The sequence below is a fragment of the Hymenobacter daeguensis genome (assembly GCF_054780555.1).
This window is the reverse complement of record NZ_BAAGWC010000002.1, coordinates 403,711-418,277: the sequence shown is the minus strand read 5'-3', so window position 1 is coordinate 418,277 and position 14,567 is coordinate 403,711. Positions and strand designations below refer to the sequence as shown.

10 protein-coding genes are annotated in these 14,567 nt (G+C 58.4%); 3 read left to right on the top strand and 7 right to left on the bottom strand.

Going from position 1 to position 14,567, the window contains the following annotated elements; translation table 11 throughout:
- Positions 1-21: 21 nt before the first annotated feature.
- Positions 22-429 (bottom strand): hypothetical protein, encoded by a 408-nt coding sequence (locus ACYVHT_RS05395; protein WP_460548755.1) that lies wholly within the window; start codon positions 427-429, stop codon positions 22-24.
- A gap of 105 nt (positions 430-534) precedes the next feature.
- Entirely contained in the window at positions 535-768 is a 234-nt protein-coding gene (locus ACYVHT_RS05390) for an AtpZ/AtpI family protein (protein WP_460548753.1), read from the bottom strand.
- Between the two features lie 171 nt (positions 769-939).
- Between ACYVHT_RS05390 and porW the strand changes: the two genes are divergently transcribed.
- The 3 genes from porW (at position 940) to uvrC (ending at position 8,542) form a co-directional block, all read left to right on the top strand.
- The gene (gene porW / locus ACYVHT_RS05385; RefSeq protein ID WP_460548751.1) at positions 940-4,077 is read left to right on the top strand and encodes a type IX secretion system periplasmic lipoprotein PorW/SprE; all 3,138 of its coding nucleotides are present in this window, start codon (positions 940-942) and stop codon (positions 4,075-4,077) included.
- Between the two features lie 108 nt (positions 4,078-4,185).
- Positions 4,186-6,525 carry a penicillin-binding protein 1A gene (locus tag ACYVHT_RS05380; RefSeq protein WP_460548749.1) on the top strand — a complete coding sequence of 780 codons (2,340 nt, stop codon included), beginning with the start codon at positions 4,186-4,188 and terminating at the stop codon, positions 6,523-6,525.
- A gap of 181 nt (positions 6,526-6,706) precedes the next feature.
- Positions 6,707-8,542, top strand: a complete 1,836-nt coding sequence (gene uvrC, locus ACYVHT_RS05375) for an excinuclease ABC subunit UvrC (protein WP_460548747.1) — start codon at positions 6,707-6,709, stop codon at positions 8,540-8,542.
- Positions 8,543-8,612: 70 nt separating this feature from the next.
- Here uvrC and porN read toward each other — a convergent pair whose 3' ends face one another.
- The 5 genes from porN to ACYVHT_RS05350 form a co-directional block, all read right to left on the bottom strand.
- On the bottom strand, positions 8,613-9,593 hold the full coding sequence (gene porN, locus ACYVHT_RS05370) for a type IX secretion system ring subunit PorN/GldN (RefSeq protein WP_460548745.1): 981 nt from the start codon (positions 9,591-9,593) through the stop codon (positions 8,613-8,615).
- 58 nt (positions 9,594-9,651) lie between these two features.
- A complete protein-coding gene (gene porM, locus ACYVHT_RS05365) occupies positions 9,652-11,232 on the bottom strand; it encodes a type IX secretion system motor protein PorM/GldM (protein WP_460548743.1) in 1,581 nt (526 codons plus the stop codon).
- A gap of 58 nt (positions 11,233-11,290) precedes the next feature.
- Positions 11,291-12,100 carry a type IX secretion system motor protein PorL/GldL gene (porL, locus tag ACYVHT_RS05360; RefSeq protein ID WP_460548741.1) on the bottom strand — a complete coding sequence of 270 codons (810 nt, stop codon included), beginning with the start codon at positions 12,098-12,100 and terminating at the stop codon, positions 11,291-11,293.
- A gap of 85 nt (positions 12,101-12,185) precedes the next feature.
- Positions 12,186-13,205 carry a T9SS ring complex lipoprotein PorK/GldK gene (gene porK, locus ACYVHT_RS05355; protein ID WP_460548739.1) on the bottom strand — a complete coding sequence of 340 codons (1,020 nt, stop codon included), beginning with the start codon at positions 13,203-13,205 and terminating at the stop codon, positions 12,186-12,188.
- 248 nt (positions 13,206-13,453) lie between these two features.
- Positions 13,454-14,458 (bottom strand): PorP/SprF family type IX secretion system membrane protein, encoded by a 1,005-nt coding sequence (locus tag ACYVHT_RS05350; RefSeq protein WP_460548736.1) that lies wholly within the window; start codon positions 14,456-14,458, stop codon positions 13,454-13,456.
- Between the last annotated feature and the right edge of the window lie 109 nt (positions 14,459-14,567).

Here is a 14,567-nt window from a genome sequence, read left to right as displayed (position 1 = left end):
GAGTAATTTCGGGCTAACGCATTATGTCTGCGTTACTTGCTTTCCTGAAATCGGCCGCAAGTTACTCAAAGTAGCCCAGATTTCAAACCCGGCCCACGAAAAGTACAGGATGAAGAAGGCCCCGAGGAAGGTCCAGACGCCCCGCGGCTCGCGCGCAATTCCGCCCGCCAGCAGCGCCGTAACGAGGCCCAGCGACACCAGCAAACGCACGGTCATGCCGATTAAATAACCCATGCCGAGGCTGGCCGGGTCGCGGGCCACGAGGCGCGCGGTGAGGCTATAAGCAAAGTAGGTGAGCGCCGCCATCACTACGAAAATCAGCCCCGTGCGCGGGTGCACCACGGCCGCGCCGTACACGCGCTGCAAGGCGTAGATGGGCAGGCCCAGCGCGACGGTGAAGAGGAGGAACTGGCGCAGGAACTTCGGCATGGATTGTAGCACATGCTTTAGCTTGTGCGGCGATGAACGAGAAACGGACGGATGACTGCCGGGCAGACGGCTCTGATGGGCGCAAGCTGAAGCATGCGCTACGGGTTACAACGACTCCTTGGTGAGGCTGCGGATAACCTGAAACACCGCTGCGAACACGCCGAGCAGCAGCAAGACGATGGTGAGCCAGGGCTGGGTGTTGAAACGTCCATCAAGCCAGTAGCCCAGCCAGGCACTGCCGCCGATGATGGCCAGCATCTGGAAGGCCAGACCGGAATATTTCATGACGGCCTGGAGGCGGCTGGAACCGGTGGGCTGGGGGTCAGGAGGCGTGGGCATTGGGCGGGAATGAGAGGCGGCTGACAAAGTTACGGCACGTACCGGGCTGGGTTTGCCCAAGGAAAAACGTAATTTTACCCGTGCGGCTTCGTTAACGTGCGGAGTTATCGAACATTTCCGGGAGCTTTACGCGTTTTGGCCGCTCTGGCTCGTCCTTCTTTCGCTTTGATTTTGACACATACTTCGCTGAAATACCGCTGGGCAGCGCTGCTTCTCTTCCTGCTGGGAATGGGGGCGGCGGGCTGCGCGTCGGATAAAAACCTGGTGGCGCATACGTTCAACAACGTGGCGGCGCGGGACAATGCCTATTTCCTGGCCCGCGAAAAGCTGCACGCTACGGAGGCGAAGCTCTATGGCGCGCGGCTGAATGACTACAACCAGACCCTGCCGCTGTTTCCGACGCTGGACAGCGCCAGCGTGAAGGCCAACCGGGCGGAGCTGAACGACATTATCAAGAAGGCATCGATGCCGATTCAGCACCGGCCGGGCTCCGACTGGACCGATGATGCCTACATTCTGGTGGGCTGGTCGCGGTTTTACCAGATGCAGTTCGACGACGCGGCCCAGACGTTTAAGTATGTAAACTCGACCAGCAAGGACGCCAACGCCAAGCACGAGGCCCTGATTGGGCTGATGCGCACCTTCGTGGCGCAGGGCGAGCTGGAAAGCGCCAAAGCGGTGTCGGACATGCTGGACAAAGAGTCGGGCCGGCCCGAGGATGCGCGCCAGCTATTCCTGACGCGGGCCGACTATTACATCCGCATCGACGAGCCGACCAAGGCCATTCCGCAGCTGGAAAAGGCCATTCCGCTGATTGAGTTCAAGAACGAACGGTCGCGCACGCGCTACATTCTGGCGCAGCTGTACCAGGACCAGGGCGAGAACAAGAAGGCTTACCAGCAGCTCGACCAGATTCTGGCCCGCAACCCGCCCTACGAGCTCGACTTTCAGGCCAAGCTGATGATGGCCCAGGTTTCGGACCTGAGCGCCAAAGACCGGGAGCGGCTGAACAAGAATTTTGAGGGCTTGCTGAAAGACCTGAAAAACAAGGACTACCGCGACAAGATTTACTACGAGATGGCGCGGCTGAAGTACCGCGAAAAGAACTACGCCGAGGCGCTGAAGCTGCTGCAAAAGTCCATCAAAGCCACGACGACCAACCGCACGCAGAAGAGCTACACCTACCTGCTGGCGGGCCGCATCTACTACGAGAACCTGCAGAAGTACCGCCTCGCGGCGGCGTACTACGACAGCACGGTGCAGAACATGGCCAAAGAAGCCAAAACCTACGCCGCCGTTAAGGAGCGCAGCGACATTCTGCAGGAATTTGCCAAGCAGTACACCATCATCGAAACGCAGGACAGCCTGCAGGCCCTGGCCCGCCTGGCGCCCGATTCGCTGACCCGGCAGCTTGGCACCTATGCCGATGCTGAAATTGCGGCAAAAGCCGCGGCGGCGGCTAAGCTGGCGGCCAAGGAAAAGGAACAGGCCAAGGCCGCCGAGTTTGCGTCCCGGGCCAATTCCAGCAGCAGCAGCCTGGGCAGCAACCTGCCCGGCGGCACGCCGGCCCCCGACCCGATGTCGTCCGACCCCACGGCCACGGCTTCGGGCGCGCAATGGTATTTCGACAATCCCACTTCGCTGGGCACGGCCCGGGCCGAGTTTATCCGGAAATGGGGCGACCGGCAGCTGCAGGACAACTGGCGCACCAGCCGCCAGGCCAGCAGCTCGCCCAATACCACGGCCAATGGCAGCACCCCGCTGGCCGTGACGGGCAATGGCGACACGAAGGTGAACGGCGGCCAGGCCGACTCCGTCAAAACCGCCGCTGCGGCTAACCCGAATGCGGCGCGCAATGCGCTGATTGCGCAGTATCGCAAGGATATTCCGACCACGCCGGCCCAGCTTGCCGCGTCTGACAAGCAGGTGGAAGCGGCGCTGTACGAGTTGGGCGGCATTTACAAGGAGCAATTGAAGGAGCGGGAAAAGGGCTTCGAAACCTACGAAAAGCAGGTGACGCGCTACGTGCGCGGCGAGCACGCCCCCGATGCCTATTACCTGCTCTACCTCTATTACAAGGACAAGCCCGATGCCGCCCGCATGGCGCAGTACGCGGCGGCTTTGCAGCGCGAGTTTCCGCAGTCGATTTATGCCAAGCTGATTGCCGACCCGCTCTACCGCGAGCACGAGCTGGCCCTGCACAATGCCGTGGCCAGCCGCGTCGATTCGGCCTTTACGTATTACAAAGACCAGAAATTCACCAAGGCTCGGGCCGTGCTGGCCCGCACCGAGCAGCAGTACCCCAAGAGCGACCTCAACGACCGGGTGGCTTACCTGAAAACGCTGCTGGTTATCCGCACCCAGCCGCCGCTCACGGCCCGCTCGTCGGTGGAGAAGTTCTACAAAGACTACCCCGATAGCCCACTGGTGCCCCTGGCCCAGGAGCTGGCAGCTACTTACAAGAAGCAGGACACCGGCCAGATTGCCGGGGCGCTGGCTTCTACGGAGAAGCCGGTGATATCCGTTTTCCGGCCCGGCGAAGTAGATAACCGGATGCGCATCTTCTTCCGCGAAGACGAAAGCCCCGCCAAAGCCTTGGGGCCGGCAACGCCGGCGCCGGCCGCGCCCGCCCCGGATAAGGGAATCACCACCAAAGCCCCGGCCGCAGTGCTGGCTCCGGCCGGCTCGGCGGGCCCTGCACCGGCTGCGCCCGCCCCGGCCACGTCGGCTCCTGCGCCTGCGCCATCGGGCAAGGTCATTCCCAAAACCAAAGCGCCGGCGGGCACGCCCGCGCCGGGCAGTGCAGCGCCCGTGACCACTCCTGCGGCAGCACCCGGGACACCAGCCCCTACTACTACGGCCCCGGCTACGGCTTCCGCCGCCCCGGCCGGCAGCCCCGCCCCGGCTACAGGGGCCAGCACGGCCTCTTCGGCCCCCGCCACGGCCTATACCACGCAGCTGAGCGGCGCGCACGCCGTGGTGCTGGTGTTTCCGAAAGGTTCGCCGGCCGCTACCGGCCTGGGTCCACAGTTCACAACGTATAATAACCGCTTCTTCAAAGCCAATAACCTGCAGATTGAAACCCCGGCACTGGGCCCCGAGCAGGACCTGTTTGTGGTGCGGGCACTGCCCGGCGCGAAGGTGGCCCAGAGCTACGCCACCAAGCTGCGCGGGCCGCAGTCGCCGCTGGCGCGGCTGCGCGGGGCGGGCTACCAGACGCTCGTCATCAGCCTGGAGAACCTGACGCTGCTGCAAAGCACCGGCGACCTGGCCGGGTATCAGAGCTTTTATCAGCGCGTGTATAAGTAAGCGGCTGTGGGCCGGGCAATGGGTGACCAATGCGCCCGAACCGTATAAAGCCTCCGTCCAGTGCCGGGGGCTTTATTTTTGCTTACTTTTTCTGTCTTTACTTCCCTTATGCCCACTTCCCCTCCTACTCGCCGCCCGAAGCCCCAGCCCCTGAAACCAGCGCGGCCGGGCCGGTTCACGGCCTTTGTGCGTACCATGTGGGTGCTGTTTGGCGTGGGCGTGGTGGGCCTCGGGCTGTTTGTGCTGGCCGTGAGCGGCAACTTCCTGAACCTGTTCGGGCGGATGCCCAACCTGAAAACGCTGGAAAACCCGCGCTCCGAGCTGGCCTCCGAGATATACTCGGCCGACGGCGTGCTGCTGGGCAAGTACTTCCGCGAAAACCGCACGCCCGTCGAATTCAAGGACCTGCCCCAGAACCTGATTGATGCCCTCATTGCGACCGAGGACGTGCGCTTCGAGCAGCATTCGGGCATCGATGCCAAGAGCGTGCTGCGGGCCGTGACCGGCGTGCTCACGTTTTCGCACAACGGCGGCGGCTCCACGCTCACGCAGCAGGTGGCCAAGGTGTTGTTTAAAACCCGCAACGACCTGAACGACGGCAGCCTCAACGGCCCCGGCAAGCTGGGCCTGCTCATCACCAAAACCAAGGAGTGGATTCTGGCCATTCGGCTGGAGCGCAACTACACCAAGCGCGAAATCATCCGCATGTACCTGAACACGGTGGAGTTCGGCTCTAACTCGTTTGGGGTGAATACGGCGGCCAAGACCTTCTTCAACAAGAAACCCAAAGACCTGACCACGCCCGAGGCCGCCACGCTGGTGGGCATCGTGAACGCGCCGGGCCGCTTCAGCCCCGTGGTGCACCCCGACCGCTCGAAGCTGCGCCGCAACTGGGTGCTGCGCCAGATGGCGAAGGCCAACTATATCACCAAAGATGAGCTGGCCCAGGACACGGCCAAGGCCATTGTGCTGCACTACTCGGTGGAGAACCCCAGCAAGGGCCTGGCCCCCTACTTCCGGGCCGAGGTGGTGAAGTCGCTGCTGACCTGGGCCAAAGAAACCGACCACGACCTGTACGCCGACGGGCTGAAAATCTACACCACCATCGACTCGCGGATGCAGAACTACGCCGAGAAGTCGCTGGCCGAGCACCTGGCCTTGCAGCAGAAATGGTTCACGGCGCACTGGAAGGGCCAGCTGCCCTGGCGCGACGAAAACGGCAAGGTCATTCCCGACTTTCTGAACATTGCCATGCGCCGCACCCAGCGCTATAAGTCGCTGATGGCGCAGTACGACGGCAACCGCGACTCCGTGAACTTCTACCTGCACAAGAAGTACAAGATGCCGGTATTCACCTGGCAGGGCGAGAAGGAAATGCTGATGTCGCCGCTCGATTCGCTGGCTTACTACAAGCGGATGCTGCAAGCCGGCTTCATGGCCATGAACCCCCTCAACGGCCAGATTAAGGCCTGGGTGGGTGGCCCGAGCTACAAGTTCTTCAAGTTCGACCATGTGCGGCAGGGCAAGCGCCAGCCCGGCTCCACGTTCAAGCCCATTGTGTACGCCGCCGCCATCGAGCGCGGCTACTCGCCCTGCTACCCGCGCCCCGACGTGGCCACCACCTTCCCCGCCGTGGCCGGCCGCCCCCCCTACACGCCCAAGAACTTCGAGGGCGGCTTTTCGGGCCGCGTGTTCACGCTGCGGCAGGCCCTGGCCCGGTCCATGAACTCCATCACGGCCTGGCTGGTGATGCAGATTGGCCCCGAAAAGATTGTGGAATGCGCCCAGCGCCTCGGCATTACCTCGCCCATCGACGCGGTGCCTTCCGTAGGCTTCGGCGCTTCCGATTGCAGCATTTACGAGCTGTGCGGGGCCTACGCGGCGTTCGTAAACAAGGGCGTCTGGACCTCGCCCCTCATGGTCACGCGCATCGAGGACAAGAATGGCAACGTGCTGCGCGAGTTCGTGCCCCGCACCCACGAAGCCCTCAACGAGGAGCACGCCTACCTCATGACCTATATGCTGCAGGCCAGCACTACCGAGCCGGGCGGCACCAGCACCATTCTGCACACGGGCTTCAAGTTTCCCTATGAAATCGGGGCCAAAACCGGCACCACCTCCAACTACTCCGATGCCTGGTTCATGGGCATCACTCCCGACCTGGTGTGCGGCATGTGGGTGGGCGGCGAAGACCGCAGCATTCACTTCCGCACCGGGGCCTACGGCCAGGGCGCCCGCCTGGCGCTGCCGCTCTACGGCCTCTTCATGCAGAAAGTGTATAAGGACAAAAGCATTGGCATCGATACCGGCCCCTTCCCCAAGCCCACTGCCCCGCTGAGCATGGAAATCGACTGCTCGAAATACTACGGCGGCCAGCGCGACACCATTCCCTACGACCAGAAGATGACCGCGCCCGGCATGGACGAGCTGGATGATAAGGACATCTAGGGCAGCTCCCGGGCAGGAATTGGGCAAAACCCGCCGGGGAGTTGGGCAAAACCCCTGCGGGTTTCGCCCAACTCCCCGGCGGGTTTCTATTTCAGGCCCGAAACCTTTAAATTTTGCTATGGCTGGCGACTTTCGTCAGCCATATTTCGTTACTATCAGTCCTCTTATAAATCTGCGATTCATGGCTGCCAAACCCGAACTACAGGCCCAGATATCGGCCCTGCCCCACAAGCCCGGCGTGTACAAGTATTTCGATGACGAGGGCATCATCTACGTGGGCAAGGCCATCGACCTGCGCAAGCGCGTGAGTAGCTATTTCACCAAGCAGGACCACAACAAGAAAACCCAGCAGCTGGTCCGCAACATCAAACGCCTGGAGTTTACCATCGTCGACTCCGAGTCTGATGCGTTTCTGCTCGAAAACAACCTCATCAAGCAGCACCAGCCCAAGTACAACATCCTGCTGAAGGACGGCAAAACCTACCCTTACCTCTGCCTCACCAACGAGCGGTTTCCGCGCCTCATCCCCACCCGCAACAAGATTAACGACGGCTCGCGCTACTACGGCCCCTACGCCAACGGCACGGCCCTGAATGTGCTGCTGGAGCTTATCCGCGCCCTCTACCCGCTCCGCACCTGCAATTACAACCTGAGCGCCGCCAACGTAGAGGCCGGCAAGTTCAAGCCCTGCCTGGAGCTGCAAATCGGCAACTGCAACGCCCCCTGCGTGGCCAAAGAAGACGAGGCCACCTACAACGGCTACATTCAGCAAATCCGCCAGATTCTCAACGGCGACCTGCGCATTCCGAAGCAATACTTCCGCGAGCGCATGAGCGCCGCCGCCCAGGATATGCAGTACGAGCTGGCCCACGCGTTCAAAGTCAAGCTCGACAAGCTGGAAGATTTCCAGGCGAAAAGCACCATCGTCAACGCCTCGCTCACCAACATCGACGTTTTCGCCATCGCCAGCAACGAGAAGTCCGGCTTCATCACCTACCTCAAGGTAATGAACGGCAGCATCATCCTCACCCAGTCGCTGGAAGTCACCAAAAAGCTCGACGAGGACGACGCCGAAATCCTGGCCCCGCTCATCATGCAGATGCGCCAAGAGTTCGAAAGCGAGTCGAAGGAAGTCCTTACCAATGTCACCGTCGAGCTGCCTTTGCCCGGCGTCACCCTCGCCGTTCCCCAAATCGGCGACAAGCGCAAACTGCTCGAACTGGCCCTCAAAAACGTGCTTTACGCCCGCAAGGAGAAGGAAAGCATGAACGAGCGCAGCAAGGACCTCAACGAGGTGCGCATCATGGAAACCATCAAAAAGGACCTGCGCCTCACCGAGCTTCCCAAGCACATCGAGTGCTTCGACAACTCCAACTTCCAGGGCGACAACCCCGTGGCGGCCATGGTCTGCTTCCGCAATGCCAAGCCCAGCAAGAAGGACTACCGCCACTACCACATCAAAACCGTCATCGGTCCCAACGATTTCGACTCGATGTACGAAGTCGTCACCCGCCGCTACCGCCGCCTGGTCGACGAAGGCGCCAGCCTCCCGCAATTAGTCATCGTCGATGGCGGCAAAGGCCAGCTTAGCATGGCCGTCAAGGCCCTGAAAGACCTCAACCTCTGGGGCCAGATTCCCGTCATTGGCATTGCCAAGCGCCTCGAAGAAATCTACGTCCCCAACGACCCGCTGCCGTTATATATCGATAAAAAAAGCGAATCCCTCCGCCTTTTTCAGCGCATGCGCGACGAAGTTCACCGTTTCGGCATCACCTTCCACCGCTCCCGCCGCGACGCCGCCACCCTCAAAACTGAGCTAACCGATGTCAAAGGCCTCGGCCCCGTCACCGCCGACAAGCTGCTCAACAAGTTCAAGTCCGTCAAGAAAATCCGCGAGCTGTCCGAGGCCGAGCTAATTGCTGAAGTCGGCAAGGCAAAGGCCAAAGTCCTCCAGAACTACTTCGCCGAAAACGAAGCACCCGCGCACCCCATGCCCGCCCGGCAATTGCCCGGCTAGGCTCAGCGAAGTAAAACAAAAAGGCCCTCGCATTGCTGCGAGGGCCTTTTTGTTTTATCAACCGAAGGCGCTAGAAGCTCCACAGGTTGTATTCGTATTCTACCAGGTCAGCCGCCGTCTGCTGGGCAGCCAGGATGCCTTGCTGAGCACCACCGTAGATATCGTCCAGACGGCTGTCGCCGGCGTTCGACACTTTGGTGATGTAGGAGTTGAACAACCACAGTTCGAAGGCATCAGCCAGGTTCTTGTGCTGCGCATCGTTCTCCGCATTGAACCAGATGGCATTTTGCGGATTGTTGCGGAATACCTTCACCAGGTCGCTGTACTTGAACGTACCAATCGGCTTTTCAATACCAGAAGTATTAGCCGCCAGCGTCGAAGGAACCAGCAGCTGAATGGACTTGATGTCGTGGTACATTCTCGACCGCTTCTTGTCGAAAATCATATCCTCCTTAATCTCCATCTCATACAGGTCCTTGTAGCGATACAAGTTGGCTGGCGGAGCAGGGGGCGGCGGCGGCGTTACCGCTACAGTTTCATAAATGATTTTGCCTTTTTTGTCCTTCAGCGGCTTGCCGTTGGCCCCAAGCTTAGGCTGACGAACCGTTTTAGCACCAGCGGCACCTTTCTTGGGGGCCGGAGCGCCCCAGTCGTCACTACCACCGCCACCGAGGTCAGCCTGGCTAAAGCCGGCGGCCTTTTCCTCGTCGCTCAGCTTCACCGTTTCATCAGCGTATGACATGTTGCTGCTCACCTCCGTGGGCGTGTAAGTTGAGGTCAGCGAGTCGTTTTTATACGCCTGCAACTCACCGCGCTTTACCGCTTCGAGGATAACCCGGCTAATCTCTTTGCCTTCCGAAAACATCGGCTTGTTCTGCTTTTCACGCAGGTCAACCTGACGCCAGATGCTCTTGCGGAACATTTGGTCGGACGGCGGAATGGGCCGGTGCGAGCCCGTGCTGCTCGCCGTAGTAGCCTGCTCCTGGGCCGATGCCGTCAGCGACAGCGACAAACCAGCAGCAATAGCGGCCAAAGTGTGAATGGATTTCATATCGGGCAAAAGCAAATTGATTGTAGGATAGTTCGCTAACGAGCCTAAAGGGGAATTATTATAGCAGCGGAATATTGAACTGCTTCGATACGCTCACGGGCTCCACTTCGCCACGGAAGTTCTGACGCTGCACGTCTTTCACTTCGATGTAGAGGCGGTCGCCTTCGCGGTAGGCATTCACCACGTCGCTCAGGTCAGCCTGCGGGCCGTTTACAGTCTTGGTTTGGAGTGCGGGACGACGGCCACGCACCAGCGTCACTTCGTAGCGCGATACGCGGAACTTGGCATCATCCGGCAGGAAGGTCTGGAAGCCGGCATCCGGGATAGCGCGCAGGTTCATCGAACGAACGGCCGTGCCAGGCGTGCCTTGCTTCTCGTTGGCCTGACGGCCACCTACCCAGCACTCGATGGTGGGCTTGGGAATCGGACGAACCTGGAAGGTCTGCGAACCGATGGCGTTGCCGCTGCTGCTCACGTTCAGGGTTACTTCTTTCGAGGTAGGCACCAGCGTTACATCGCCCACTTTGCTGCCCGTGATAGCCGTAGCACCCGAGGCCGAGAAGCTGGGCTTATACTGAGCACCCAGCGCGGGCACGTTTACCGTCAGCTTGTTGCCGCACTTGAAGTACAGCGCCTGTACCGAAGCCGACTGAATCTGCATTACCGGCTTGGTAACGGTGTAAGGCACCATTACTTTGAACGTGGTATCGCGGCCATTCTGGTTGAAGCGAATCGTGCCGGTCCAGGAAGCTTTGGCGTTGCCCGAAGCGTCGAAGTTGCCGGGACGAGCCGTGAACTCCACTTTGCCGTGGCCGTCAGGACCAACTGCCAGCGAACCACCGTTCAACGTCATCGTCGGGTGAATGCTCGAAGCAGCAGCCGTCAGGAACAGCTCCGCTTTGTATTTGGTACCAGCAGCTACCGTGTTCGACTCAGCACTAGCGAAAGCACCGATTTTGTCGAATACAATGGTCTTGGCGCCTACTTTCTGGGCCTGCGCCGACAGAGCCTCCGCTTCATACTTCAGCACTTCGGTTTCTTTCTGCGAGATAGTTGCCAGAGCAGCTACTACAGGGGTATTTTCGAAGTTTAGCTCAGCGAAATTCTTGGTCTTCTGCGACTTTTCCGTTACACGCGTGTCTTCTTTGCCGTCAAGCGCCAGCGGAGTAGCAGTCGGCACAAACTTTTTGATGAACTCCGAATACTCGTTCAACTTCGGCTTCAACTCCGTGTAGGCGAGGCCATTGTTTTTGCCGCCCAGCATCGTCATTGCCACCTTGTCTTCACCGCTGAGGTTGGTCATTTCGGGACCGGTGTTCTCAGTGGCTTTCAATAGCTTCTCACGCAGGCTGCGCAGGTAAGCCGTCATCTCTTTTGTCTTGGTACGAATTTCTTCGCTTTCCGCCAGTACCGCTTTGTCACGGGCCTGGTTCTGGTTTTTCGTAACGGCTTCGCTGATGCCTTTAATGGTATTATCAGCTGCAACCGACGTCTTGTCGTTGACACCCAGCAGGCTGTCATCGATAAACTTGAACTTCAGCAGAATTGCTGAGTTCACTTGGAGCGCCAGAAGAGCGGTCAGCACGAGGTACATCATGCCAATCATCTTCTGCCGCGGGGTTTCTTTTCCGCCTGCCATTATCTGTTTCCGCTAAAAATTGGAATAAGAACTAACTTTTTGCTTCTTCTGCCGGCAATTAAGCCTGGGCAGGAGCACGCATGGCGTTCAGCATATTGCCGTACACCCGGTTCAGCGAGGTCAGGTTGCCGGTCAGGTCCGATACTTGCTTCTGGAACTGCTCGGTGTCTTTGCCAGCCTGGGTCATGTTATCCATCGCCTTGCTGAGCGTGCCATAGAACTGGTTCATGGACTTCAGGTGCGTGTTGGCATCCTGCAACTCCATTTCGTACACAGCATTCAGGGCACCCAGGTTCTTGGTCACATTTTGTACCTGCATGTGGTACTCTTTGGCGTCGGAAGTAGCGTTCGACATAGCCGAAATAGCTTCCACCGTATTGCCATAAGCCACGTTGATTTTGTCGAGCGAATCAGCAGCCGAACGCACTTTCTTGGTGTATTCGTCGGTCACGTTAGCAGCCTCGCCCAGTTGCGACATCTGCGAAGTGGTGGTGCTGAGGCGGTTCAGGCCCTGGCCCAGGCTGGTGAGAGCTTCGGGCGTAACGTTAGCGTTTTTCAGCATATCGTCGAGCTTCATCGTGAGGCCTTTGGCGTTGCTGGTTTCAACTGCTTTGGTGCCGCCCGTCGAAGGGTCGTAGCCGTCATTCAGTTCCGGGTAAACCAGGCTCCAGTCGGGCTCGTGTGCGGCGGGCTGGAATGCGCTCAGGAAAAAGATAACGGCTTCCGTACCCAGACCTACAATCAGCATCGTGTCGGCACCTTTCCAGTGCTCAATTTTAAACAATGCACCAACAATTACAACGGCTGCACCGATGCCATACACTTTGGGCATCAGCGTATCGTAGAGAAAACTTTTTTGGGCTGCCATGAGAGTCTAACTGATTGAAAGGGGTTGAAGTAAGGTGAGGTGGAGGGTGGTTAAATGATGGCCTTAGCCGGTTATAATGTTGGTATTAGTTGAGCGAGCTGTTAGTACCCATGCCAATTTGAATCATCGAGCAGCGGAATCCGATATAGGAGCGAGCGGAATCCTGATATTCAAAGTTGCGGGTGCCGGTTTCGAGGAAGTACGCAATGTCTTTCCACGAACCGCCACGCACTACTTTGCGGGGTTCGTTGTCATCCGGGTTGGTGGGGTTCAAGTCCCACACAACGGGCACCGAAGCCTCCATGTAAGCATCATCGCACCATTCCGACACGTTGCCGGCCATGTCATACAGACCAAAGTCATTGGGGAAGAACGAGCCTACTTCCGAAGTGTAAGCAAAGCCGTCAGATGCGTAGTCGCCACGGCCGGGCTTAAAGTTGGCCAACATGCAGCCTTTGGTGTTGCGCAGGTAAGGACCACCCCAGGGATAGGTAGCCAGGTCGCGACCGCCGCGGGCAGCATACTCCCACTCAGCCTCGGAAGGCAAACGGAAGTTCGGGTCGCTGGCCAGACCGGATTCTTCGCGGGCAGCGTTCCGGAATTTCGTACGCCAGTTGCAGAAGTATTTAGCAGCAAACCAGTCAACGCCTACCACCGGGTAATCATCGAATGCCGGGTGGGTGTAGTAGTACTCCAGCAGCGGGTCGCCCATGTGATAAGTAAAGTCGCGAACCCATACCGTAGTATCGGGGTAGAGTTCGGTCATTACATATTCTTCGCCCAGCACATCCAGCGAGTCCTGCTTGATGGCATCCACGAACTGACGGTATTCGTTGTTGGTGATTTCGGTTTCATCCATGTAGAAGCCGGCGATAGTCACCTGCTTATTCATGTTCACCATCGAGGCCGAGATGTCCTGGTCGGTCTGGCCCATGTGGAACGTGCCGCCGGGGCAGGGGACCATTCCAAAGGGTACTTCCTGCGGGTTGAAGAAAGGACGGTCTTCGGAACCAACAAGGTCGCCCGTAGGCCCCTTGCCAAAACCGCACCCACCTAATAATGCCCCGGAGATAGCAAAAAGGGATAATGCTAAAATCTTGTTCATGAGTGTTAGAAATCTGTTTTAATTGTCGATACCGCTAAAGTACAGTTGGATGGTATGGCAAATCTACACTCTTTTCGGTCGTGGTGCAATACCCGCATTCCGAATTAAGAAACCAAATTGCGTGTAAACACGCTGGATAGCGTAAATAAGCCGGTTAATCCGATTTATTGGCTGAGAGGCCGACTAAATTTTATCCTAACTGAATAGGATAATGCTCATCTTTAGTGCAAGACAAGAAAATAGGAGTATTAGAAGCTGTAACGGGGCGTGCGGATAGCCGGGCGGGTAATGAGGCCGGGCTTCGGCAAACGGTAGGTGAGCATAATTTCGTGCGAGCTGAACGCACGGGCATCCTGGTTGAAAGCAATGAAGTCAAACGCATAGCCTACGCGCATGTTGTTATCCTTGCCAAAGCCCAGGCCCAGCAAGCCCGAAACGGACTCCTGGTGACGATAGTTGGCACCAATCCAGTATTTGTCATCGATAGTGGCCCGAACGCCACCTTCAAAGGAGTAGTTCTTTGCGTTATCAAATTTGCTGGAGCTGGAGAACTTGCCCGGCAGTACCGCTTTGGCCAGTACCATCGGGGTTACCGTAACGGAAGACGAAGCTTCGATATTGTAGCCGGCCGTGAAATACGCGTGGTTTTCGGCCAGATAGGGGCTCTTGTTGCCTTTGGTGCTCCCGTCGGCGCTCTTGAATGAGTATTCCGAGCGCAGCAGGTTGTTCATGCTGATACCGGCGTAGAACTTCGGCGACTCGTACCAGATACCGGCACCGGCATCGAACTTGTTGTCGGATGCGTCTTTAGGTACGTTAATGTCCTGCGGGTCGATGGCGATATACGAGCCTTTGCTCAGGTACGTGTAGATGCCCTGGATACCAATGCCTAGCTTGCCTGAACCCAGCTTGATGTGCTGCGAGTAGGAGAGCGCCGCATTGGTCAGCTTGGACTGGCCAACCTGGTCGTAGTACACCGCCAGGCCAACACCTCCGCTGATGGGGAGGATAGGCAGCGAAACGGTGATTAGGCCCGTACGGGGCGAACCGTTGTTGCCGTCGAAAGTACCGTTGTAGTTCAGGTACTGATAACGACCGATGAGGCTAACTTCACCCTGCCCCTTGATACCAGCGTAGGCCGGATTCAGGTACATGCCATTGAGGCCGTAGTGGGTGAATTGGGGCTGCTGCTGAGCAAGCGCCGAGCCAGCTGCCGCCGTTAGCAGCAGGGTCGCGAGTAACGTTCCTTTCATAGAAGCGGGGGGTGGTGATGGTGGAAGAAGAGGGAGGTGTTTTTGAAAGAGATGGGGGTGGGTGCTATAGGATGAATAGCTTCCAAATGTAAGGCAAAAACCTGCTACA

Bases quoted from the DNA above. Each gene is read 5' to 3' on its own strand.
- porN (WP_460548745.1), bottom strand. From the start codon at position 9,593: ATGAAATCCATTCACACTTTGGCCGCTATTGCTGCTGGTTTGTCGCTG.
- ACYVHT_RS05390 (WP_460548753.1), bottom strand. From the start codon at position 768: ATGCCCACGCCTCCTGACCCCCAGCCCACCGGTTCCAGCCGCCTCCAG.
- ACYVHT_RS05380 (WP_460548749.1), top strand. From the start codon at position 4,186: ATGCCCACTTCCCCTCCTACTCGCCGCCCGAAGCCCCAGCCCCTGAAA.
- ACYVHT_RS05350 (WP_460548736.1), bottom strand. From the start codon at position 14,458: ATGAAAGGAACGTTACTCGCGACCCTGCTGCTAACGGCGGCAGCTGGC.
- uvrC (WP_460548747.1), top strand. From the start codon at position 6,707: ATGGCTGCCAAACCCGAACTACAGGCCCAGATATCGGCCCTGCCCCAC.
- porM (WP_460548743.1), bottom strand. From the start codon at position 11,232: ATGGCAGGCGGAAAAGAAACCCCGCGGCAGAAGATGATTGGCATGATG.
- ACYVHT_RS05395 (WP_460548755.1), bottom strand. From the start codon at position 429: ATGCCGAAGTTCCTGCGCCAGTTCCTCCTCTTCACCGTCGCGCTGGGC.
- porK (WP_460548739.1), bottom strand. From the start codon at position 13,205: ATGAACAAGATTTTAGCATTATCCCTTTTTGCTATCTCCGGGGCATTA.
- porL (WP_460548741.1), bottom strand. From the start codon at position 12,100: ATGGCAGCCCAAAAAAGTTTTCTCTACGATACGCTGATGCCCAAAGTG.